We start from the raw sequence: 20,696 nt of genomic DNA, 5'->3' as shown, positions 1-20,696 counted from the left end.
CGCGACCTCACCTCCCGTAGCACACAGGCTCGTCCGATTGCCGGAACTGCCGCGAGCACCATCAGCTACCCTTGACCGTCTGCAAGGCGGTACGCAAGCGCCGACCGGCCTCGTCAGCGATCGGCTGCAGCCGGGAATCGCCCGGTACGCTGACCATCACCTGCGGGTCCAGCGCCTCCACCACCGTCGACCCGCCGTCTGCGCGCACCACGACGTTGCACGGCAACAACAACCCGATCCGCCGATCCACGCCCAACGCCTGATGCGCCAGCTGGGGGTTGCACGCCCCCAAGATCAAGTAAGGCTCGCTCTCCTCACCGAGCTTCGCCCGCAGCGTCGCTTGCACGTCGATCTCGGTCAGTACGCCGAACCCCTGCTCGGCCAGCGCCGCCCGTACCCGCTCGACCGTCTCGCCCATCGGCGCCTCGCACCGCACAGCGAAGCCGTACTCCATCGCCGATCACCTTTCTCACCGTCTTACCACGCCAGAATACGCCCGGGGGTATCCCGGAATCCGGGTTTCGAACCTCCCCACTGGCGGCTACCCGACCAGCGTCACACCACACGCTGCGCTGAGTGCTGACGAACGGGACGCGGCTTCACGCTCGGTCCCTGCTGCCTCCGGACTGTGAAGATGTACGGACAGCAACCGCGCCGCGTCGGCACAATGACCACGGTGCCGCGTTGTTCCATGTCGATGCCGGGCGGGGCCCGGCTTCGGCGAAAGTTCGACGGAAGAGCATGCAGCCCTGTCGAGATCTCCAGGTGCGCGAACGCTTCGGCGGCGGCCATGAGCCGACGATGAGTGATTCCTCAACGCCGAGGATGGCCAGCGAACGGGCGAGGCCGACATTCCCGAGGTCGAGGACGACTTAGCCTCGATCCACCGATTGGGATTTTGGGCTGGTCCGCGTGCTGAAGGGGTGCACCAGCGTCTTTTCGGGTGGGAGGTAGCCGCTGGTCTGCCCAGCTTTTCCACTGTGGTCTCCGGTCGGGCCGTCGTGCGGCGGGTGGTCAGATGGGCATCGCTGATGGTGGCGTAAAGCCGATAGTGCTGCGCCACAGCCGAAGCCATGACGTGGCCCCGGGCCAGTGGCGGGGCAGGTGCAGGACCGGTCGGCGCTGCGGGCGCGCGAACCGGGCGGGGACGGTGACGATGCGGCGGCGCAGGGTGGCACCGCGGGCGTGGCCGTGCCGGTCGCCGGCCAGGACACCGCAGGCGCGTAGCAGATTGTGCGCGATCGCCGCGCACAACACCCACGCGCTGTTGGCGCCGAACCGGCCCGAGGGCAGGTGCGCCAGGGGGCCGTCGATGAGGTCGGCGAACACGGTTTCGATGACCGCGTGGCGGCGGTGGGTGATGTCAGCGGCAGCGGTCGGTTCGGCGGTGTTGGTGAAGAACGGGTGGTATCGCCAGACCGGGAACAGCGCGTCCGGGTAGCGGGCGTCTTTGACACGCCGCACGATCAGCCTCGCGGTGACCCGGTCGGCCGTGGAGGCGAACGCGGTGTAGGGGATTTCGGCGACCTCGGCGTCGGAGATCCACTCCCCGGTGTCAGGGTCACGGACCGCACCGGGGTATTTCACCGGCGTCCACGCGTCCTCACCTATCGCCGCGATCACCCGCCGCACTGCGGCGTTTTTGGTCAGCACCAGCGAGAATCGCGCCCCGGCCCGCCGGCAGGCGCGGACTACCGACCGGGAGCCGTAGGCGGAATCACCCCGCACGAGGATGTCACCGGCCCCGGCGGCACGAGCGGTCCCGATCGCCTGGGCGACCATGCGTCCGGCGCCCTTGCCGGAGCCGGTCTTCCCGGCCCGCAACCGCATCCCGGCGATCACCGGCGCGCCGTGCTCGGTGCTCAGCGTGGTCGCCAACGGTGAAAGCCCTTTGCGGAGCACCTGCTTCCCGGCGATCTTCGTGTGCCCGTAGGACGCGCCCTGCTTGGCATGCCCGTACACCGGCCGCAACAGCGAGTCGATATCCACAAACACCCGCTTGTGAGTGCCGGGCAGCAGATCGACTCGCTCGCACAAGGCCGTCAGATGTTCACGCAGCACCGACTCCAGCTGGCGGGCGTGTCCGAAGGTGAACTCCCGCAACAGGGTTCCGACCGTCGAGGGCGCATACACCCCGCCGAACAGTGTCGTCATCCCGCCCGAGCGCACAACATCAACATCGTCGATACAGTCCGCGCCCGCGCACATCCCCGCGATCACCGTGGCCAGTTTCGGGCCCGGATTGGCCGTCCCGGACGCGATCCGCGGCTGGGTGATCGACACCTTCTCCGCCAGCAGTTGCGGCAGTCTGGTCTGTCCGGCCAGCGTCATCACCGGCACCAGACCGGCCAGCGACACGAGATGGTCATCGTCGAATATCGCCGACTCCTCGGCGAACCTGTGCGAAACTTGCACTCGAAGTGCCTTCCAGAACTGGGGTCAGGTTGCTGTGTGAGAACTCCAATCATCCCAGCTCAGAGGGCACTTCTCTCATTCCGACACACCCACCCCAGCCCCACACCTCGGTGGATCGAGGTTTAGGTTGTGCGGGGCCGGGTGCTCACGGACCTGTCTCCGACAAGACAGTCGCCGTGGGCAGCCGGCCCCATTCGTTTCAGGGGCGGTTGAGGGCGCCGATCAGGCCGTCGTTCTCGCTCGCGGCGAGTTGTTGTTCCTGCAGCCGGGCTTGGGTGCTCTGGGCGCGGTAGGACTCGCTGCCGGTCTCGATGATGGTGCCGTTGAAGGTCATGCGGTCGATCACGGCGCGGCAGAGACGCTGGTCGGTGAAGGTTTTCGGCCATTCCGAGAAGGGTGCGTTGGTCGCGATGGCGATCGCGCGGCGTTCCTCGCGGTCGGTGAAAAGCTGGAAGAGCAGTTTCGCGCCGACCTTGTCCAGTTCCATGTAGCCGAACTCGTCCAACTATGTGGATATCCACATAGTTGGACGAGCTCGGCTATCTGCCGCTGCCCGGCGACGGCGCGTCCGCGTTGTTCCAGGTGATCAACCAGCGCTACCTCAAGTCGTCCACGATCCTGACCACCAACGTCGGGATCGCTGACTGGGCAACAGCTTTCGGTGACGCGACCGTCGCCGCGGTTATCTCGACTTCGATCTTCAAATACCGCCTTTGACCTGGCGTTTCGCGTCGTGGACAGGTGTCTTTGACTATCGATCACCGGTGCTGAGGCGGGCTGCGCGGAGTTGGCCGTGGGCGTGGGCAAGGGCGTCACGGAGTTGCTGGTTCTCGGTGCGGAGCTGGTTGATTCGCTCGTGCGCCAGGGCCAGACGTTGACGCAGTGAGTCGTCGGTGGCCCGGGTGGCGGTGTCGCGGACGAAGCCAGCGCTGGCGCGATGCTGCTGTAGCTGCCGGATCCGGTCGCGCAATGCGGGTTGGGTGTAGATCCATGACCGCGAGACGCCGGCCCGGTTGGCAAGTTGCGCAACGGTCACCTGTTCTCCGGCGTCGGCCAGCTCGGCGAGCGCCTGTTGGGCGCGGTGCAGGGTCTGATCGTGGCGCTGACGGGCGTGTTCGGCGAGGTGTCTGGGGTTGTCAGCAAGCATTCGAGCCGCTTTTTCCGTTGCAGGCGCAGGACTTTCCGCCGCCGCAGCAGCCATCCGATGTGGTCAGGCCGTCGATAATGGCCAGGAGGTTCTTCTCGACGGTGCGATTCATCTCGGCAAGGCGCTGGTGTCCGTTGCGGTCGGCCTGGGCGATCAAGTCTTGGGTCTGCTCGAGCTGGTGACGATGCTGGGGCAGGAACTCCGGCGTCGTGACGAAAACTGGGCAGGTCAAACAGGCATTGGCGAACTCGCACTTCTGCTGCAGCGGCAAGGAGCAGTAGCCGTTGGGCAGCGCCATCTTCGCCCTGGAGAGGTTGTTCTTCATCCAGACAGCGTCGGCCAGCGGACCGGTGTCGGTGGCCAAGGCCTCACCGGCGATGTTGACTTTGCGAGCGCGTTCCCACTGCTCCCGGATGGTCGTGTCCGACAGCCGCGCATAGTGCGAAGTCATGGCGTGCGAGTCGTGGTCGAGCAAACGACGGACGGTCTCCTGCGGGACCTCGTTGTTGATCAGGCGAGTGCCAAACGTGTGGCGCCATTGATGCGGCGCGACATGGACGGCGCGGCCGAGTTCGTCCCGGACATCGCTGACGCGCAACCACTCTCGCAGTTCTCCCCGGAAGGTTGCAGTGCTGAACGCCACCTTGCCGTCAGGGTTGCGGGTGGGCCGCGGCAGCAGGACCGCCGGGTCATCGAACTCGTCGAGCACCGCCTGCTGCTGGACGGCGATCGCCTCGGCCAGGTCGGTGTCGATCGGGACGAACGCGTCCCGGCGCATCTTGTGGTTGGTGTAGCGCAGGTAAGGCGCGCCCTGGCCGTCGCGGACGACGCAGTCCAGCCGCAGCCGGGCGCCGTCACCGACGCGCAGCCCAGTGCTCATCAGGATCCGCGCCAACAACCGGCCGCGGGAGTCGGCGAAGCGGGCGAGGACGCAGGGGTGTTCAAGCTGGGCCATCACCGCTTCCGACAACGCCCGTGGTGGCCCCTTGACCAGGCGCGGGTAGTCCTCGGGAAACAGGTCAACCTGAGCAGACAGCCGGGATTCCCAGCCGTGTTGGCGGGCCGCGCGCAGCAGACCGGCGAGGCTGCTGAGCTGACCGGTCCGGCTCTTCGGATTCGGAAACCGTTCGATCAGGTGCGCCAGATGGACCTCGACCAGCTCCCGGGTCAGTGCTTCGGGTCCGCGCTGCAGGGCCGGGAACGACTGCGCGAACAGGGTGATCGCGCGGATGTCGGCGCCGACGGTCGCGACGGCGATCCCGGTGGATAATCGCCAGCGGGCCCACCGTTTCGTCAACTGCCGCAACCAGATCGGTTCGATCCCGGTGAACCGGAACCGGGTGTCGCGGCCGGGGAACCCGAGCCGGCGCAGCAGCCACACATCGCGCGGGAACTCCGCGTCCCAGCCAACGCCGTCGACGAGATCACGCAGATAGCCGATCGCGTCCAGCAGGAACCGTCGCTCGATGTAGCCGCGCTCGCTGGAGAACCCGAGATAGGCCATCCAGGAATCGGGGCTGCGGTCCAGCAGCGAGGGGACGCCGCCGCCGGGCAGGGCTCGCAGCAGCCGCCGGATCGAGTGCGGCCGGGTGATCGTGCGGCGTTCGTCGACCCGGCATTGGATCGCGTAGGCGATCTCCAGCCGCATCTTCAGCGGCAGGGCGCGCAGGTCGAACCGGTCCTGCCCGAACGTCGCGCAACCGAGGAGCCAGGACTCGATCGGCGGCCGGTCGGCGCGGATCCACCGATTCCGGTGATGGTCACATAATCCAGCCTCGCCCTCGGCCTCCAGGCAGCAGTCGGGGAACCGGCAGCCGTCCCCGGCCGGCAGCGGCGGACCGCCACCGCCGTCGGCGATCCACTGTGTCAGCCCGGCGCGGCCCTGTTTCTGCCACCGACTGGCGTGGGAGTGGCAGAGACCGTGCTCGCGGCGGCTGCGGTGGCAGGTCGTGATCGCGCATTTCCGGGGCTGGTGCAGCCAGCGCCGGTTCGCGGGCGCCGACTTCGCCCAGGTCTCGACGTCGTCGGGGCGGCCGGCCTCGATCCAGCGCTGATGGTGGGCCGAGCACTTGCCGAAGATCACCGCGAGCCGGTCGCAGACCGGGACCAGGCACTGCGGCCCTCCGATCACCGGGTCGTCGGGGTCGACCAGGATCACCGGTTGCGCGAACTGCGGCCGCAGCCGGGCCGCCAGATCGGTGCCGGAGTCGTTGTCGCCGTGCGGGATCGGGTGCAGCTGCCTCATGCGGTCGGCTCCGTTGTCGCTGGCGCGTCGAGGAACCCGGCCGCGGCCAGGGCGCGACGAGCGTCCTCGACACCCAGATGGGAGTAGGTGTCGACGGTGGTGCTGATGCTGGCGTGCCCGAGCAAGTGCTGGACGATCTCGGCGGCGACCCCGCGGCGCAGCAACCCGGTGGCGTAGCTGTGGCGGAACAGATGCGGCGAGAACGCGATCCCGGTGCGGGCTCGCAGGCGGCGCACCAGTCGGTCGACGGTGGCGTAGCTCATCGGCGCGCCGACCGGCGAGCCCCAGAGATTGACGAACACGTAGTCACAGTCCAGCGTCCCGTATTCCTCGTGCAGGTAATCGCTGTAGAGGCGGAACAGGTCAGCATCGGCGGGAACTTCCCGTGACCACGTCTTTGCCCGCGCTCGGTTCACGTTCCTCCGGGGCCGAACCGCGACCAGCCGACGGCGGGCGTCGAGATCTTCGTGCCGCAACCCCAGCGCCTCACCGATCCGCAATCCCGTGCCCTTCAACAGGTTCAGCAGGAACTTGTCCCGCAACCGGTCGCAAGAACCGATCAGCGCCGTCATCTCCGCCTGGCTCAGCTCCCGTGGCGGCCGCCGCTCTGCTCGCAGCGAGATCGCGCGGTGCCGCTCCGGCCGTGCGCCCAGGTGCGCCAGGAACGGCTGCCACGACCCGCCGCGGCGGCCCGGCCGCCACCGCGTCAGCAACTCACCGAGCTCGACACCGTGCCGCTGATGAAACTCATAGAACGACGCCAAAGCCGACAGCTTGCGATTCACCGTCGCGGCAGCGAGATTCGCCTCCACCCAGGGCAGCATCGCCACCCGTCCATCGCGGGCCCCGACCGGCAACCTCAGCCACGTCACGAACCGGCCCAGATCCTCCAGCGCGACCCGATCCCAGTGCAGGCCACGGCAGTGCAGGAACTCGAAATAGTCCCGCAGATCATGGGCATAGGCGCGCACGGTGTTCGGGGAGCGGTCGATCGCGGTCAGATGCGCCAGGAACCGATCCACCGGATCCAGCACCAGGCCGTCGGCCACAACAGTCGCCGACTCCGTGCCCGAAGGCATCACGACCCGCTGCACCCTCAACGCTGATCCCGTCATAGACGGAGCAAGGTAATCCGTCCACAACGGACGCAAGGGAGGCACGCCAACCCAATCGTGTACATCGTGGACACTCAACCCGAGCAGTCAGATAACCGCGGCGATGCTGGACCGGCTGCTGCACCGCGCGACCGTCGTCGGCATCGACGGCCCCTCCTACCGACTCCGCACCCATCAGTCCACATCGGACAAGCTGCGCAAGGCGGTGAACGCGCATGTCTCCTGACCCGCGCGACCCGAACTACAACGCGACGCGCAAGACCTGCCCGATCTGCTGGGAAGCGTTCATCGCGACCGGACGTCAGGCCAAGACCCGCCTCTACTGCTCGCGCCAGTGCAAACGCACCGCCGCCGCCCGCCGCGAGATCGACCGGGCCGGCCACCCGCACACGTCCTTCGGGCCGCCTCCGGCGGCCGCCCCGCCGAGCGCGCCCGCGCCGCTGCCGCAGCCGGCCGCGCAACGCGACTGCCCGCACTGCGGCGGCCCGGTCACCATCGTCGCCCTGCTCACCACACCCGAAGCCGCCCGCCCGCAGATGCCCCTGGCAGCACCCGACGGAGTGATCCCACTCCACCGCTGACCCAGGCTAAGCTGGCACACCTCAGCTGGGGAATTTCGACGAGTACCCCTGGGGACTTTCAGGGAGCGCCGTCACGGCGGTGCCCAGGTAGTGGTTATGCGCCAAACGGCGGGCGACGACGAACTCGCTCCGGCCGGAGCGTCGGGTGACGGGGGCGGTGCCGCCATAGCACTGCAACCCGTTGGGTGTGTCGAACTGGGTGATGTCGTCTCCGATTTCTCCGGCTATCCGGGCGGCGAGCCGGTCCCCGAGCCCGGGGAAACTCAGGTAGATCTCACCGCCCGGGATCGCTTTTCCCGGATCAGGCTCCTTCGGTTGTTTCGCGCGGCCATGACGGGCCGATCCGAGCAGCAATTCCGCCATGCGGCGTTCCCACGCCCTCCGTTGATCGCGGATGGCCAGCAATTGGGTCGCAGTCAGCGCGATCGTGCCGGATTTCGCGCGCACCAGATACTCTTTGACCGGCAACCGGTCAGCGTCCAGGGCGTCAGCGACGCGGGCGGCGAAGCGGTCGGGCCAGCCGTGTTTAGCGGCGCGAGCGAACGCGGCGATGTCGCCGGGGCCGGCTGCGGCCAGTTGGTCATGGCCTGGCCAGCGGCTCAACAGCTTCAGCATGACCGGCGAGCCGAGGTCGCCGCCGGCGATGGCCAGAGCGGCCGGGAAGATGGCCAGCAAGTCCGCACGCAGCCGGTTGAGCAGCCTTCGTTCGTCGCGGGCGGCGCGTTCGTCGTCTCGGGCGATCGCGCGCAATTCGCCCGCCAACTCACCGTGCGGGATCAGTTTCCGCAGCTCCAGGAACTGATCCAATGCCAGCAAGCAGCAAATCCGGGCGTCCTCGGCGTCGTCTTTCTTCTTGGCCGGCCCCCGGCGGCGGGCCACCACATCCGGATTGACCGGCAGGACCGTGAAGCCCGCATCAGTCAACGCCTCGACCAGAAGACCGTGTCGTGTTTCCAGCACGATCCGCACGTCGGCCGGGTCGGTCTCCAATTCCAGGCAGCGAGCCACAAGCCGACCGACTCCCGCCGCGGTGTGGTCAATACGGAATTGCTCGATCACTCCCTCGCCCGGGCGGCCCAGGGCCACATCATGAAAAGACTCCGCCCAGTCGATACCTGCTCCCAGCAAATGCGCCGACTCCCTTCGTGTCCAGGAACGAAAAAACTGGAACCGGAGGCCGCGCGTCGTGCTGATAAACCAGTCCTCATCGGGACAACACCCTCCAAGACGACAAGCCTCCGGCTAAAACCTCCGAGGACGCTGTCTCATCACAGTCCTCGCGGGACAAGCACATCAAGCGTTCCCCGGAGGCCCCAGCCATGAAAGAAGGTACTGCTATCAGCACACCTGAACACACCGACACCGATGCCGCCCGCGCGGCCGAGGACCCCGACGAGTTGCGGAAGGCGATGATCGCCGAGTTGTGGGAGATGGGGGCGATCCGCAGCGACCGGGTCGCCGCCGTGTTCGACGGGGTGCCCCGGCATCTGTTCGCCCCCGAGGCGACACCGGCGCAGGCGTACAAGGCTCGCGACGCGGTGCATGTGAAGCGGGACGAGCGCGGCGTGCCGATCAGCACGGTGTCCTCGCCGCAGCTGCAGGCCGGGATGCTGGAGCAGGCCGACATCCGCCCCGGGATGCGGGCACTGGAGATCGGCTCCGGCGGGGTGAACGCGGCCATGATGGCGTGGCTGGCCGGACCCGGCGGGCAGGTCACCACCGTCGACATCGACTCCGACGTCACCGAACGCGCCCGGCGGCTGCTGGACGCCGCCGGCTACGAGCGGGTCAACGTCATCCTCGCCGACGCCGAGACCGGGATCGCCGACTTCGCACCCTACGACCGGATCATCGTCACGGTCGGCGCCTGGGACATCCCGCAGGCGTGGCTGGACCAGCTCGCCCCCGACGGTCGGCTGGTGGTGCCGCTGCGGGTGCGGGGACTGACCCGTTCCCTGGAACTGGTCCGCGAGGGCGATCACCTGGTGAGCCGGTCGGCGGAGATCTGCGGATTCGTCGCCATGCAGGGCGACGGAGCGCACCAGGAGCAGCTGGTGCCGCTGCGCGGTACCGACGCGGTGATGCGGTTCGACGACGGCTGGCCCTGCGAGCAGGTCCCCGACCTGGACGGCGTCCTGGACACCCCGCGTGCGCAGGCGTGGACGGGTGTGCGGATCGGCGGAGCCGAGTCGTTCGAAACGCTGCAACTGTGGCTGGCCACCGTTTTCCCGGGGTTCGGCAAGCTGCGCGCCGAGGCGTCGCTGCGGCCGGTACTGGTCGACGAGGGCACCGTGTGGTTCGACTCCGCTGCCATCGAGGGTGACTCGGTCGCGTATCTGACTACGCGAGGTGTCGAACCCGGGATCGCCGAATTCGGCGCGCACGCCTTCGGCCCGCACGCGGACGACCTCGTCACCGCGTTCTGCGAGCAGATCCGCGCGTGGGACCGCGACCAGCGCCACGGCCCTGGGCCCACCTTCGGCGTGTGGCCGCCCGGCACCCCGGACGAGCGGCTGCCCGACGGCGTGGTTGTCGACAAGCGGCACCAGCGCATCACGATGTCCTGGCCTTCCCCGACAGGCCAGGAACACCAAGAAGTAACCGAGAAGGAGTGATCGATTATGACCCTGGCCCTTACCTCCCCGGCCGAGGAGGCCGACGAGTTCTCGCTGGATCTGACGGTGATCGCCGACAGCCTGCCGCTGGCGAAGATGTCGTGCGACACCAGCGACAACTGCGGCGGCACGACCTGCGGGTCCGCCTGCACCAGCCACGTCGCCACGCCTCTGTGACCGACTCCGAGTAGAAGACAGGGCGAGGCTCATGGCCGCGAAACGGACCCATTTCCAGCACGTCGATCTGGTGCTGGCCCGGGTCAGCACGGACCCAGGCGGGCTGGACGTGCCCGAGGCCGTGTCCGCCGGAACCGGGGACGCCTCCGGGACTGGCCGGGCGTGGCTGGTGCGGTTATGGCACCGCGCCGAGGTCCGTGCCGCGCTGCGAATCGCGAGCCCCGTGCTGGCCGAGCAGATTGACCAGCTCGTCTCCGGCCGCGACGGCGACCCGCGCCAGGTTCGGCGTGTGCTGTCGGCCACCTCGTCCTACCTGCTGCGGTGGAGGCGGCGCGCGACCCCGTTCGGCTTGTTCGCCGGAGTCGCCGCCGCCTCCACCGACGCCCCGGCGTCCGCTCGCCTCGACCCCGAATGCCGGGTGTCGGCGCGGGCGGACGCCCGATGGCTCGGCGAGATCATCACGGGCCTGCAGCAACGTCACGACCTGCTGCCGCGCTTGACAGTGGTCGCCAACAACGCCGCGTTCCGGCGCGGCACCCGGGTCGTGATTCCCGCCCGCCCGGACGAAACCCAGCCCCAGCGCGGCGCGGCACTCGACACCTCCCTCCGTTACACCCGCGCGGTCGAGAACGCCTTGCGAGGCGCGGCGTCCCCGGTGCGGATGGCGGAGCTGGCTGAGCGGATCGGCTCCGACTTCCCCGCCACCGACCCCGAGACCATCGGCCGACTGCTCGCGCAACTGGTCGAGAGCGGCGCGCTGATCACCACACTGCGACCACCGTTGACAGCGACGGACCCGTTGTCGCACCTGCTCGCCGAACTCGACGCCGCGGGCATCGACGACCTGCCCGACCTGGTGAAGATGACCGCCGAACTCACCGCGATCCGGGACGAGCTGGCCTCGGCGCGTGCCTGGGCGCCGATGGCCGAGCACGCGATCGCGTTGGAGCAGACCGAGGATCGGATGCGCGCGCTCCATCCGACCCCGGGGCGGGTCCAGGCCGTGGACGTGGCGGTGGCCGGCGAGCTGACCGTTCCCGAGGCGGTGCTGCGCGAGGCGGAGATCGCCGCGACGACGCTCCTGCGGCTCACCCCGTTCCCGTTCGGCGATCCGGCATGGAAGGACTGGCACGCCCGGTTCCTGGACCGCTACGGCGCGGGCGCGGTCGTCGGTGTGCGCGAGGTGATCGCCGACTCCGGGCTGGGTTTCCCCGCCGGGTTTCTCGGCGCGGCCCGGCCGCGCGCCGCGCACCTCGTCACCGAACGCGACGTCACCCTCCTGCGGCTGATCCAGCGCGCCAGCACCGAGGGCCGGGCCGAGATCGCCGTGACCGAGTCCGTCCTCGAGGATCTCCGCGTCGGTGACCACGCGAAACTCATCGCGCCCGCTCGAGCGGAGCTGGCGTTCCAGCTTCATGCCACCTCATCCGAAGCCCTGGAACGCGGGCATTTCCAGTTGTGGGTCACCGGCGCTCCGATGCACGCCACCAGCATGGCCGGACGCTTCACCCGCCTGCTGTCCGAACAGGACCGGGAACGGCTGGCCGCCAGCTACGCCCCGGATTGCGCCGACGTCGCCTGCGCGCAGCTGTCGTTCCCGCCACGGCGCGAGGGCAACGAGAACATCGTGCGCGTACCCCGGTTCCTGCCGTACCTGATCCCTCTCGGCGAACACCACGCCACCGAGCGGACCGTGATCGAGCTGGACGATCTGGCGGTGACCGCCGACGCCGATGAGATCGCGCTTGTGCGGATCTCCACCGGCCGGCGGGTCCAGCCGCACATCCCGCACGCGCTGCAGAACACCATCCAGACCCCGCCGCTGGCGCGGTTCCTGGCCGAGGTCGCCTCCGCGCGCCGCGCGGTGTACGGCCCGTTCGGCTACGGCGTCGCCGACGACCTGCCGTTCGTGCCCCGCATCCGCCACGGCCGCGCCGTCCTCTCGCCCGCCCGCTGGCACCTCACCCCCACTGACGTCCCACCCGCCGCGGGCACCGGTTCCTGGGACGAGGCGCTGCACACCTGGCGGGCACGGTGGCGGGTGCCCTCGGCGGTCGTCCTGGTCGAAGGTGAACTCCGGCTCCCGCTCGACCTGGACGACCACGCTGATCGCGCACTGTTGCGCAGCCGCCTGGAACGCAACCGGACCGGCCACCTCGAACTGCGCGAGGCCGGACCTCACGAACCCGGCGGCTGGGCCGGGCGCCCCTGCGAACTAGTGGTCCCACTGCGCGCCGCCCCACCGGCCAAGACACCGGGGCACGACGAGACACGAGCAGCCCGGCCACACGTCGCGGTGCGCCGCTCGGACACGGCGATGCCAGGCAGGGCAGGAATCATCCGCGCACACCTGCACGCCCATCCCACACGGTTCGACGAGATCCTCACCGACTACCTGCCCGGCCTGATCACCGGCGTCAACACCGAGCACGGCGCCGCGCCGTGGTGGTTCTGGCGACATCACGACCCCGCCCGAGCCGACTGCGACCAGCACCTCGTGCTGTGCCTGCGTACCCGCCCCGACACCCACGAGGCCGTGGCCGCCCAGCTCACGGATTGGGCCGGCACCCTGAGCGAGGCAGGTCTGCTCGCCGAACTCACCTACGCCTCCGCAACACCATCCCCGGCCGCCCTCGGCCACACCCCGGAAACACGCGACGCCCTCGACGAGGTGTTCACCGCGGACTCGGTGGCCGCCGTGGAACAGCTGCGCTGTGCGAAACGCACCGAAACACCCGGCCAAGCCCTTGCGGCGGCCTCCATGACCGAGATCGTCGCGTCACTGGCGACCTCCCCGCAGCTCGGATTGCGCGACCTGGTCGACCTGCTGCCTCACGAACCCGGCAAGCTCGACCGCGCGCTCGCCGACGCCGCACTCGCCCTCGTCGACCACCACGGCCAGCTGCGGCCCCTACCCGGCGGAGACGCCGTCACCGAGGCGTGGCAGCAGCGCCACCACGCCCTCGCCTCCTACCGCGAACGCGCGGCACACGACGAAAGCGTCGAGGAACGGCTAGTGCTGCGGACGCTGCTGCACAGCCACCACCTGCGCGCGGTGAGCGTGGACCCCGGCACGGAAAAGGTCACCGCTCGCCTCGCCCGAGCCACCGCCCAGCGCCGCCTCGCCCTTCTCCGCCAGGACCGAGCATGACCACCACGCGGGAACCACAAACGCTCTCCGACCAACTGGCCGCGCGCCTGGCGGTCCCGGTCACCGACCCAGACGACCACAGCGGCCGGGAGCAATCGCTGGCCGAAGGCGCGGCCGGGATCGCCCTGCTGCACATCGAACGCGCCCTCGCCGGAGCCGGATCCTGGGCCACCGCCCACCCGTGGGTCACTGCGGCGACCTCCCGCGGCGTCAGCATCGCCGCCGACACCAACCTCTACCTCGGCGCACCGGCAATCTCCTTCCTCCTGCACGCGGCGCAGGCCGACGGGCGGCACCGCTACCAGGACGCTGTCGCCACCCTGGAAGCTCGCGTCCGCACGCTGGCCCAGCACCGCGTTGAGACCGCTGCGGCCCGCGCCAGCCGTGGCGAGGCCCCGAATTTCAGCGAGTACGACCTGTTCACCGGCCTGACCGGGATCGGGCGGCTCCTGCTCCAGCACAACCCCGGCGCCGACGTACTCGAACAGGTCCTGAACCACCTCGTGCGCCTGACCGAACCCCGGCCTGACCAGCTGCCCGGATGGTGGGTTGGGCACGACCCGGACACCACGATCGCGACACCCGGCGGCCACGCGAACCTCGGCCTCGCGCACGGCATCTGCGGCGTGCTGGCCTTCCTCGGCACCGCGCTGCGCCGCGGTGTCACCGTCGAGGGCCACGCCGAGGCCATCGCCCGGATCTGCGCGCACCTGGACACCTGGCGCCACGACGACGATTCCGGCCCGTGGTGGCCGGAATGGCTCACCCACGACGAAATCCGCACCGGCCGAGCCCACCAGCGCGGCCCACTGCGGCCGAGCTGGTGCTACGGCACCCCCGGAATCGCGCGCGCCCAGCAGATCGCCGCCATCGCTGCCGGCGACACCGCCCGGCAACGCCTGGCCGAAGACGCCCTCGCCGTCTGCCTGGCCGACTCCGGCCAACTCGCCCACGTCACCGACACCAGCCTCTGCCACGGCTGGGCCGGGCTCTACCAGACCGCCTGGCGCGCGGCCCAAGACGCGCTCAGCGCCGACATCAGCCAGCACCTGCCGCGTTTGGCCGCATCGTTGAGCCACGCCACCTCGAACACATCTGAACAGGCCGCCGGGTTCCTCACCGGCACGGCAGGACTCGCGCTCGCCGCGCACACCGCGACTCACGACACACCACCGATCTCGGGATGGGACGCATGCCTGCTGATCACCTGACCCCGTGCCCTGGCCTCGAGCACGCCATCGCCACCGTCCTCGCCGGCACGCCAGTGGACCAGGCCGCCTCGACAGCCGGGATGGACGCGCTCGCACTGTCCGACGCGATCGAGATCTACCGGGACGCGGGCCAGCGCGCGCTCGACCAGCACACCGACCCCAGCTGGTGGCAGGTCTACCTCCGCTTCACCGACTGGGACAACGCCGAACACACCGCCACCGCGCACCTCGCCCCGCTGCTCACCCTCGCTGCCGATGACGACATGACCAGCGGGTGGTGGTTCATCCGCAAACACCCCTGCTGGCGACTGCGGCTCCACGTCGGCCCACAACACCGCCACGCCCTGATACAGACGCTCTCCGGCGCCTTCGACGACCTCACCGCCCGCGGTCACCTCCACTCGTGGTGGACCGGGATCTACGAACCGGAAACCGCCGCCTTCGGCGACCACCCCGGTATCGACATCGCCCACGACCTGTTCTGCGCCGACAGCCACGCCATCCTCACCGTGGCGCACCGCGACATCGGCCTCGGCCGCCGCGAGCTGTCCCTGCTGCTGTGCAGCACGCTCATGCGCGCCGCCCACATCGAGTGGTACGAGCAAGGCGACATCTGGCACCACGTCTCCCAGCAACGCCCGCTGCCCGCCGACATCACCTCCGGCAACGTCGCCGCCATGGCCGCGGCGATCCGCCAACCCCTGCTCGCCGACATCACCGACAGGGGGTCACTGCTCGGCCCGGGCGGGCCGCTGGCATCCATCGCCCCCTGGACACGAGCATTCCGCGACGCCGGCCACGCGCTCGGTGCCGCAGCGAGCGAGGGTCGCCTTCGCAGGGGCCTCCGCGAGGTCATCAGCTACGCGATCATTTTCCACTGGAACCGCCTCGGCTTCACCGCGCGAACGCAAGCCATCCTCGCCCACGCGGCGCGCACCGCGATCCTGGACGCCCACACCGTCAAGACCGCCGACACCGACGCACCGGCATCGTCGGTGACCGGCTAGCGACCATGCGCCCCGAACACCGACCTCTGGCAACCACGACGCGACGGCTCGCCGCCGGGGAAACCTCGGTGACACGGTGCACCGCTCCGCCGTCATGGACGTCGCGGATACCGGTCACACCCCCAGCCAGAGCGGGACACCCGGGCCGTCGCGCCACTGTCGCTCCGGTACAGCGGCGCCCGGGTGCCACAGCCGCGCACGCCGTTACAGTGTCAACGGGTTCGTTCGAGTCGGGGTGAACGAGCCCACCCGTGGGGAAGGCCAGTCATGGCGCACATCAACAGCACCCACCCGATGTGTCCCTCGCTGGACACCACCCGCCCTGGGGTAGCCCGGGTGCGCGATGCCGCGCTGGGCGGCAAGGACAACTACTCCATCGACCGGGACCTGGTGGCCGAGCTCGAACACGCGACACCCGGCTTCAAAGACCTGGTCCGCGCCGAACGCGCGTGGCACGTCCGCGCCGTGCGGTACCTCGCCGGCATCGGGATGGACCAGTTCCTCGACTGCGGCGTCGGGCTGCCGACCCTGTTCGACAACACCCACGAGGTCGCCCAGCGCCACAACTCCGACGCTCGGGTCGCCTACGCCGACGCCGATTGCATCGTCGTGGCCCACGGTCGCGCCCTGCTGCAAGACGGCGAGTGCAGCCTCGTCCTTCAGGCCGACTACACCTATCCTGAAGAACTCCTGCCCGCCGCCGGTGCGTTCCTGGATTTCACCCGCCCGATCGGGCTGCTGCTCACCGACACCCTGCACCACGTCGAGGACGACGCCCATCCCGACAAGCTCATGGCGACCTACCGTGACGCGCTCGCACCCGGTTCCGCCGTCGTCGTGAGCCACTGGTGGGATCCCGGCACCGGCCCTGAGCACGACGCCGCGTGCGCGTTGGAGGCCACCTGGCAGGTCCGCTGTCCCAATACTGGCCGTTACCGCACCCGCGCCGAGATCGAGGCCCTGCTCGACGGACTGGAACTCGTGCCGCCCGGCCTCGTGGCGTTCGACGACTGGTGGCCCGACGGCCCCAGCATGACCGCACCGACGCCAACCAGGCGTCTCGGACTCGCCGCCGTCGGAATCAAACCCTGAGCAACCTCGCCCAGGGACCTCACACGACCTCGCCAGCCGAGGCCACCTCGCTGAACTTAACAGGAAAGGTGGCTTGACCTGCGGAAACTTGTGGGCCGCCAGGGGCTCGAACCCTGGACCCAAGGATTAAAAGTCCTTTGCTCTACCAACTGAGCTAGCGGCCCGCGAGTAAGTTTAGCGGGAGGCCGTCGGGCGCTGCGCGGCCTGGGTGCCCTGTTGACCGGGGGACCGTGGTAATTGCGGGCTTGGTGGTTCCCGGCTGGCCGTGCCTGTCGGTTGTCGAAGTGGGTCGCCCCCGGATCCGGTCGCTGGGCCTGTCGGCGCGGTTATTCCTGCGTGGGGGCGCCCTGGTGGCATTCGGCGCAGGGTTGGGCGTCGTCGGGGATCGTGGCGTCGATGAGGCCGATTCGCGCGCATCGAGTGAAGGCGGCCGTGTGGTCGCCGTATCGGGTCGCTATCGGGGTGTCGCTGATCCTGTGCACGGTCTGCGGGGTGGTGAAGCCGATGCATCGCTCGCCAGCCGTCGCTGTCGCGGGCGGTTCGGGGGCAACCGGCGTGAAGAGGGCATCGAGGTCGAACGATGGCCACTGCGGTTCGGGTTCCGGCTTCTCGTGCTGACCACTGGGGCGTGGTCGCAGAAGGTGGACGGCGGCCAGGGCTGGTCGGTGCTCCGTGGGCAGGGTGGCCGTCGAGCCCGCGGTTGAGGCGGCTGGGTGCGCGGTTCGCTTGGGGCGGCCGGGCGGCCGGATCTGGACGCCAGCGGCGACCAGATGGGCGCGGACGGTCTTGACGGACATGCGGTAGCGGCGAGCGAGGGACCGCAGGGACGCGCCGGCCTCGTACCGGCTGGCCATGCCCGGTGGGGCCGGGCGGCGAGTCCTCGCAGCGGCAACAGCGCTGCCGGTACGGCTGCCCATTACTGGTCTTGGACGTCGGCGTCGGGGATGCGTGCGGCGACGCAGTGCAGGAACGGGCCGTCGTGGTGGTCGGCCGGGATCGTGTCGAGGCCGGACAGCCAGCGGCTGAGCGTGCGGCGGGATCGGGGCGTGAGTGGTTGTTCGATGCTGCGATAGAGGTTCAGCGCGGCCGACAGGCGGAGATGGTCTTCGGGCTTGTCCGGGGGCGTGAGGTGGGAGAGCGCGAGGTAGCTGCCGGGGGCGAGGGCGTCGCGGTAGCGGGCGAGGATGTCGGCGGGGTGGTGTTCGTCCGGGACGTGGTGCAGGACGGCGGTGGCCAGCAGGAGCACGGGTTGGGTCAGGTCGAGGGTGCTCCGCACCGCTGTGCTGGCCAGGATCGCGTCGGGGTCGCGCAGGTCGGCGGTGAGGATCTCGCTCGCCGGGTTGGAATGCTGTTGCCGGGCGATCGTGCAGGCGGCGGTCACGATGGGGTCGTAGTCGACATGAACCGCGCGGATTCCGGGATGGGCAAGCGTGGCCTGGTGCCGCCAGGTGGGCCCGGTGGGCATGCCGCAACCGAGGACGAGTACCTGCCGGACCCCGTGGTCGAGCGCGTGATGCAGTACGTCGGTGGCGAAGGCGAGGTTATGGCGGGCGATGTCGCCGACGGGTAGCAGGAGTGCGACTTGTTCGCCGAAATACCGGTCGACGCCGGTGTTGTGGCTGTTTCCGGCGGCCCAGTCCGCGATCCGGGCCGTGTTGGGTTGTTCGAGCCGGGAGAAGTCCGGTGTCGGCCATCGTGGGGCGTCGTTCGCGGTCGCGCTTGTCGTGTGGTTCATCGGCGTTGGTCGTCCCCGACTTCAGGTCTGATCCGGCTGAGTCCCGGGGTGCCGCGCTGTGCTGGGCACGGGCGCGACAGCCCGGGCTTCGTGTTAGGTGGCGTTGCCGGTGCGGGCGACGTGGTAAATCCAGTCCCGGAAGTCCGGTGAGCTGGTGTACACGTCGGGCGCGGTGCCGCAGAATTCGGTGGCGGCGCGGCTGGCGCCGCCGACGAGCTGCTGCACGCCGTTGACGGTGGCCAGGGCGGGCCCGCCGGAGTCTCCGTAGCAGCTGCCGTCCGTGCCCGAGGGGTTGTCGGTGCACAGCTCGCCGACGGACATGGCCGCGTCCGCGCAGCGGGAGGGCGCGGTGACGCGGGTGTCGAGCTGTTGCAGGTGCAGCGGCAGGTCGGTGCTGGTGCTGTCGGGCTCGGTCACGCCCCAGCCGTAGAGGCTGATCTTGCTGTCCCGACGGGCGGTGTCGCGCGCCAGCTGGACGGTCGGCTGCTGGAGCAGGTGGTCGAGCTTGAGCATGGCGATGTCCGAGACCTTGTTCTTGGGCGCGCCTTGGGCCCAGTTCCAGCCGGGGTGGACCACGATCTTGGTCACCGTCGCGGTTTCCCCGCCGGAGAGCCGATCGAGACTGCCGACCCGGACGTGAAACGCCTTGTCCGCGGTCGGGATCGGCGCCGCGTCGGCTGCGAATCGCCGGGCCGTGGACCCGTTGGCCGCACCTGTTGGCGGGTCGGTGACGCAGTGTGCGGCGGTGACCACCCAGCCTCGGAACACCAAGGCCGCGCCGCAGGTGTGGTAGTCGATGTACTTGGCGCCGTGCGCGGGCGCGTCGTACTGCAGCGAGGTGATACCGGCAGGAGCGCTCGTGGCCGGGTGCCCGCCGACGATCATCGGTTCGACCGGAGGCGGGGTGTCGGCGACCGCTGTGGTCACCGGGGCGGTCAGCGCGGCGGCGATGCTCACCGTGACGGCTGCTGTGAACGACATGATCTTTCTGTTCACGAAGGTTGTCTTCCCATCTGAAAGAAAAGCGACAATTTGTCCACAATGGATTCGTTGCGGTCCGGGCAGATCGGTGGCCCGCGGCCTGGATGGCTGAACGGCATCGGCGGCTGACCCCGGCTATTCGACGACGTCTTCGCGTTCGGTCACGGCGTGCAGGGCGGGTTTGTCGTGTCCCGGCGCGCCGGTTCGGCAGGGCTCGCTGGGATTGTCGTTGCTGCCGCACGAGCCGAAGATCAGGCAACGGGAGATCTCGTTGGGGTGGAGCGTGCGCGCATGGTGTTCCAGTCGGACGAGCACGGCGGGAAAGACACCGGTGTGCAGGCCGATGCTGAGCGGTGTGCTGCGGTGACGAGCGCAGCCGATGATGGTGCCGCACGAGGTGAAGCGGGCGATCCAGTGCTCACCGTCGCGGTAGAGGTCGCATTCGAGTTCGTTCAAGCCGACATCGGCCGCGGGGTACCGGCGGTTGTCGTCGTCGAGCGCGTCACCGAAACTCGCGGGGTAGTAGAAGTTGGCGACGATGTCTGAGTCGCGATCGAGAATTGTCCAGCCGCGATAGGTAAACCAGGCGATCAGCGGGTCGACGGTTCCGTCGTCGGCGGGCGGGCGCCCGTGGCGGCCGGTCCCGACGAACGGGTCGAGTACGTCCCGGACACGGGTCAGCAGGGTGCCGAATAGGTGGAGCATTCCGGTGGTGGCCTTCCTTGGGGTGTCAGTGGGCGGTGTTGTGCGTGGCCCGCAAAGGGGCGATGGCCTTCGCGACTTCGGGCAGAGCGTCTGCGCTGTCGGCCGTACGGCAGCGGACGCGGTTCGTCGGGGAATGAAGCCGCGAGCCTCGACCGTCGTGGTGGCGCGGTTAGTGCGGTTCGGGCGGACGTGTCCTGGCTTCAGTGGTGTCGGCGTCGTTCGGTGGCGTGGGGCGCGAAGCGTGTCGTAGGTAGGGCCGGGGCCCGGTTCGTGGCCGTGCGGGTGGTGTGCGGACTGGGGGAAGCCGCAGCGTCGGCTGCTCGCGTTCCGGACGGGTAGCCCGGAGGTCGCGGTCGTGTACCGGCCAGGCCGGGGGTGGTGGCTGTTTCTGCTCGGCTTCGACGCGGGCGGCTATTGCCGCGACCGAGTCCGGGCGCTCGTTCCAGCGCCGTCGCCGACGGCGAGCGCGGGCTCGCACGGCGAGCACGGCGCCAGCCACCAGCAGCGCGGCCGAAAGGC

General features: G+C 69.4%; 21 protein-coding genes and 1 tRNA gene. 9 read left to right on the top strand and 13 right to left on the bottom strand.

What is annotated here, in order from left to right; translation table 11 throughout:
- Nucleotides 1-61: 61 nt before the first annotated feature.
- The 4 genes from ATK30_RS16410 to ATK30_RS16400 form a co-directional block, all read right to left on the bottom strand.
- Complete coding sequence (locus ATK30_RS16410) at nucleotides 62-454, bottom strand: DUF302 domain-containing protein (protein ID WP_101436324.1); 393 nt, start codon at nucleotides 452-454, stop codon at nucleotides 62-64.
- Between the two features lie 101 nt (nucleotides 455-555).
- Nucleotides 556-792 (bottom strand): hypothetical protein, encoded by a 237-nt coding sequence (locus tag ATK30_RS44700; RefSeq protein ID WP_143271393.1) that lies wholly within the window; start codon nucleotides 790-792, stop codon nucleotides 556-558.
- Between the two features lie 222 nt (nucleotides 793-1,014).
- Nucleotides 1,015-2,415, bottom strand: coding sequence for an IS1380 family transposase (locus ATK30_RS16405; protein WP_101436323.1), 1,401 nt, complete (start codon nucleotides 2,413-2,415; stop codon nucleotides 1,015-1,017).
- A 199-nt stretch (nucleotides 2,416-2,614) separates the two neighbouring features.
- Entirely contained in the window at nucleotides 2,615-2,920 is a 306-nt protein-coding gene (locus ATK30_RS16400; RefSeq protein ID WP_275295543.1) for an ATP-binding protein, read from the bottom strand.
- Nucleotides 2,921-2,940: 20 nt separating this feature from the next.
- Between ATK30_RS16400 and ATK30_RS16395 the strand changes: the two genes are divergently transcribed.
- Complete coding sequence (locus ATK30_RS16395) at nucleotides 2,941-3,132, top strand: ATP-binding protein (protein ID WP_229857928.1); 192 nt, start codon at nucleotides 2,941-2,943, stop codon at nucleotides 3,130-3,132.
- A gap of 34 nt (nucleotides 3,133-3,166) precedes the next feature.
- Here the strand turns inward: ATK30_RS16395 and ATK30_RS16390 are convergent, their stop codons facing one another.
- Genes ATK30_RS16390 through ATK30_RS16380 form a run of 3 tightly spaced genes read right to left on the bottom strand, consistent with a single transcriptional unit; the run spans nucleotide 3,167 to nucleotide 6,886 of the window.
- Nucleotides 3,167-3,562: a DUF6262 family protein gene (locus tag ATK30_RS16390; RefSeq protein ID WP_101434335.1), complete on the bottom strand. Its 396-nt coding sequence runs from the start codon at nucleotides 3,560-3,562 to the stop codon at nucleotides 3,167-3,169.
- Complete coding sequence (locus ATK30_RS16385) at nucleotides 3,552-5,807, bottom strand: tyrosine-type recombinase/integrase (protein WP_208637254.1); 2,256 nt, start codon at nucleotides 5,805-5,807, stop codon at nucleotides 3,552-3,554. The genes ATK30_RS16390 and ATK30_RS16385 overlap by 11 nt, the downstream gene beginning before the upstream one ends.
- Complete coding sequence (locus ATK30_RS16380) at nucleotides 5,804-6,886, bottom strand: site-specific integrase (RefSeq protein WP_208637253.1); 1,083 nt, start codon at nucleotides 6,884-6,886, stop codon at nucleotides 5,804-5,806. The genes ATK30_RS16385 and ATK30_RS16380 overlap by 4 nt, the downstream gene beginning before the upstream one ends.
- A gap of 127 nt (nucleotides 6,887-7,013) precedes the next feature.
- On the opposite strand from ATK30_RS16380, the gene ATK30_RS46860 reads away from it, so the two are divergent.
- Nucleotides 7,014-7,148, top strand: a complete 135-nt coding sequence (locus ATK30_RS46860; RefSeq protein ID WP_275294527.1) for an ATP-binding protein — start codon at nucleotides 7,014-7,016, stop codon at nucleotides 7,146-7,148.
- Nucleotides 7,138-7,503, top strand: a complete 366-nt coding sequence (locus tag ATK30_RS16370; RefSeq protein WP_101436322.1) for a hypothetical protein — start codon at nucleotides 7,138-7,140, stop codon at nucleotides 7,501-7,503. Before ATK30_RS46860 ends, ATK30_RS16370 begins: the two co-directional genes overlap by 11 nt.
- Before the next feature lie 21 nt (nucleotides 7,504-7,524).
- Here ATK30_RS16370 and ATK30_RS16365 read toward each other — a convergent pair whose 3' ends face one another.
- Nucleotides 7,525-8,631, bottom strand: coding sequence for an IS110 family transposase (locus ATK30_RS16365; protein WP_246370192.1), 1,107 nt, complete (start codon nucleotides 8,629-8,631; stop codon nucleotides 7,525-7,527).
- Nucleotides 8,632-8,822: 191 nt separating this feature from the next.
- Between ATK30_RS16365 and fxlM the strand changes: the two genes are divergently transcribed.
- The 6 genes from fxlM to ATK30_RS16335 all read left to right on the top strand — a co-directional run bounded on the left by fxlM (nucleotide 8,823) and on the right by ATK30_RS16335 (nucleotide 16,756).
- Nucleotides 8,823-10,118, top strand: a complete 1,296-nt coding sequence (gene fxlM, locus ATK30_RS16360) for a methyltransferase, FxLD system (RefSeq protein ID WP_167441929.1) — start codon at nucleotides 8,823-8,825, stop codon at nucleotides 10,116-10,118.
- Between the two features lie 6 nt (nucleotides 10,119-10,124).
- A complete protein-coding gene (locus ATK30_RS16355; RefSeq protein WP_081685088.1) occupies nucleotides 10,125-10,295 on the top strand; it encodes an FxLD family lanthipeptide in 171 nt (56 codons plus the stop codon).
- A 31-nt stretch (nucleotides 10,296-10,326) separates the two neighbouring features.
- Entirely contained in the window at nucleotides 10,327-13,446 is a 3,120-nt protein-coding gene (locus tag ATK30_RS16350; RefSeq protein ID WP_101436321.1) for a lantibiotic dehydratase, read from the top strand.
- Nucleotides 13,443-14,657 (top strand): lanthionine synthetase C family protein, encoded by a 1,215-nt coding sequence (locus tag ATK30_RS16345; protein ID WP_101436320.1) that lies wholly within the window; start codon nucleotides 13,443-13,445, stop codon nucleotides 14,655-14,657. The genes ATK30_RS16350 and ATK30_RS16345 overlap by 4 nt, the downstream gene beginning before the upstream one ends.
- On the top strand, nucleotides 14,639-15,664 hold the full coding sequence (locus ATK30_RS16340) for a thiopeptide-type bacteriocin biosynthesis protein (RefSeq protein ID WP_101436319.1): 1,026 nt from the start codon (nucleotides 14,639-14,641) through the stop codon (nucleotides 15,662-15,664). Before ATK30_RS16345 ends, ATK30_RS16340 begins: the two co-directional genes overlap by 19 nt.
- 267 nt (nucleotides 15,665-15,931) lie before the next feature.
- Nucleotides 15,932-16,756 carry an SAM-dependent methyltransferase gene (locus ATK30_RS16335; RefSeq protein WP_101436318.1) on the top strand — a complete coding sequence of 275 codons (825 nt, stop codon included), beginning with the start codon at nucleotides 15,932-15,934 and terminating at the stop codon, nucleotides 16,754-16,756.
- Nucleotides 16,757-16,847: 91 nt separating this feature from the next.
- Here the strand turns inward: ATK30_RS16335 and ATK30_RS16330 are convergent.
- From ATK30_RS16330 to ATK30_RS16310, 5 genes are all read right to left on the bottom strand, one after another.
- Nucleotides 16,848-16,920, bottom strand: a tRNA-Lys gene (locus ATK30_RS16330).
- Nucleotides 16,921-17,082: 162 nt separating this feature from the next.
- Nucleotides 17,083-17,553, bottom strand: a complete 471-nt coding sequence (locus ATK30_RS16325) for a hypothetical protein (protein ID WP_143271392.1) — start codon at nucleotides 17,551-17,553, stop codon at nucleotides 17,083-17,085.
- A gap of 119 nt (nucleotides 17,554-17,672) precedes the next feature.
- Nucleotides 17,673-18,491: an SAM-dependent methyltransferase gene (locus ATK30_RS16320; RefSeq protein WP_101436316.1), complete on the bottom strand. Its 819-nt coding sequence runs from the start codon at nucleotides 18,489-18,491 to the stop codon at nucleotides 17,673-17,675.
- Nucleotides 18,492-18,584: 93 nt separating this feature from the next.
- On the bottom strand, nucleotides 18,585-19,472 hold the full coding sequence (locus ATK30_RS16315; protein ID WP_101436315.1) for a S1 family peptidase: 888 nt from the start codon (nucleotides 19,470-19,472) through the stop codon (nucleotides 18,585-18,587).
- 135 nt (nucleotides 19,473-19,607) lie between these two features.
- On the bottom strand, nucleotides 19,608-20,177 hold the full coding sequence (locus tag ATK30_RS16310; protein ID WP_101436314.1) for a hypothetical protein: 570 nt from the start codon (nucleotides 20,175-20,177) through the stop codon (nucleotides 19,608-19,610).
- Between the last annotated feature and the right edge of the window lie 519 nt (nucleotides 20,178-20,696).

This window comes from Amycolatopsis echigonensis, assembly GCF_002846615.1.
Classification (GTDB): domain Bacteria; phylum Actinomycetota; class Actinomycetes; order Mycobacteriales; family Pseudonocardiaceae; genus Amycolatopsis; species Amycolatopsis echigonensis.
The sequence above is the reverse complement of the archived record's forward strand: the minus strand, read 5'-3'. Positions and strand labels throughout refer to the sequence as shown.

Bases quoted from the DNA above. Each gene is read 5' to 3' on its own strand.
- ATK30_RS16410 (WP_101436324.1), bottom strand. From the start codon at position 454: ATGGAGTACGGCTTCGCTGTGCGGTGCGAGGCGCCGATGGGCGAGACG.
- ATK30_RS44700 (WP_143271393.1), bottom strand. From the start codon at position 792: ATGGCCGCCGCCGAAGCGTTCGCGCACCTGGAGATCTCGACAGGGCTG.
- ATK30_RS16390 (WP_101434335.1), bottom strand. From the start codon at position 3,562: ATGCTTGCTGACAACCCCAGACACCTCGCCGAACACGCCCGTCAGCGC.
- ATK30_RS16385 (WP_208637254.1), bottom strand. From the start codon at position 5,807: ATGAGGCAGCTGCACCCGATCCCGCACGGCGACAACGACTCCGGCACC.
- ATK30_RS16380 (WP_208637253.1), bottom strand. From the start codon at position 6,886: ATGCCTTCGGGCACGGAGTCGGCGACTGTTGTGGCCGACGGCCTGGTG.
- ATK30_RS16370 (WP_101436322.1), top strand. From the start codon at position 7,138: ATGTCTCCTGACCCGCGCGACCCGAACTACAACGCGACGCGCAAGACC.
- fxlM (WP_167441929.1), top strand. From the start codon at position 8,823: ATGAAAGAAGGTACTGCTATCAGCACACCTGAACACACCGACACCGAT.
- ATK30_RS16355 (WP_081685088.1), top strand. From the start codon at position 10,125: ATGACCCTGGCCCTTACCTCCCCGGCCGAGGAGGCCGACGAGTTCTCG.
- ATK30_RS16350 (WP_101436321.1), top strand. From the start codon at position 10,327: ATGGCCGCGAAACGGACCCATTTCCAGCACGTCGATCTGGTGCTGGCC.
- ATK30_RS16345 (WP_101436320.1), top strand. From the start codon at position 13,443: ATGACCACCACGCGGGAACCACAAACGCTCTCCGACCAACTGGCCGCG.
- ATK30_RS16340 (WP_101436319.1), top strand. From the start codon at position 14,639: ATGCCTGCTGATCACCTGACCCCGTGCCCTGGCCTCGAGCACGCCATC.
- ATK30_RS16335 (WP_101436318.1), top strand. From the start codon at position 15,932: ATGGCGCACATCAACAGCACCCACCCGATGTGTCCCTCGCTGGACACC.
- ATK30_RS16325 (WP_143271392.1), bottom strand. From the start codon at position 17,553: ATGTCCGTCAAGACCGTCCGCGCCCATCTGGTCGCCGCTGGCGTCCAG.
- ATK30_RS16320 (WP_101436316.1), bottom strand. From the start codon at position 18,491: ATGAACCACACGACAAGCGCGACCGCGAACGACGCCCCACGATGGCCG.
- ATK30_RS16315 (WP_101436315.1), bottom strand. From the start codon at position 19,472: ATGTCGTTCACAGCAGCCGTCACGGTGAGCATCGCCGCCGCGCTGACC.
- ATK30_RS16310 (WP_101436314.1), bottom strand. From the start codon at position 20,177: ATGCTCCACCTATTCGGCACCCTGCTGACCCGTGTCCGGGACGTACTC.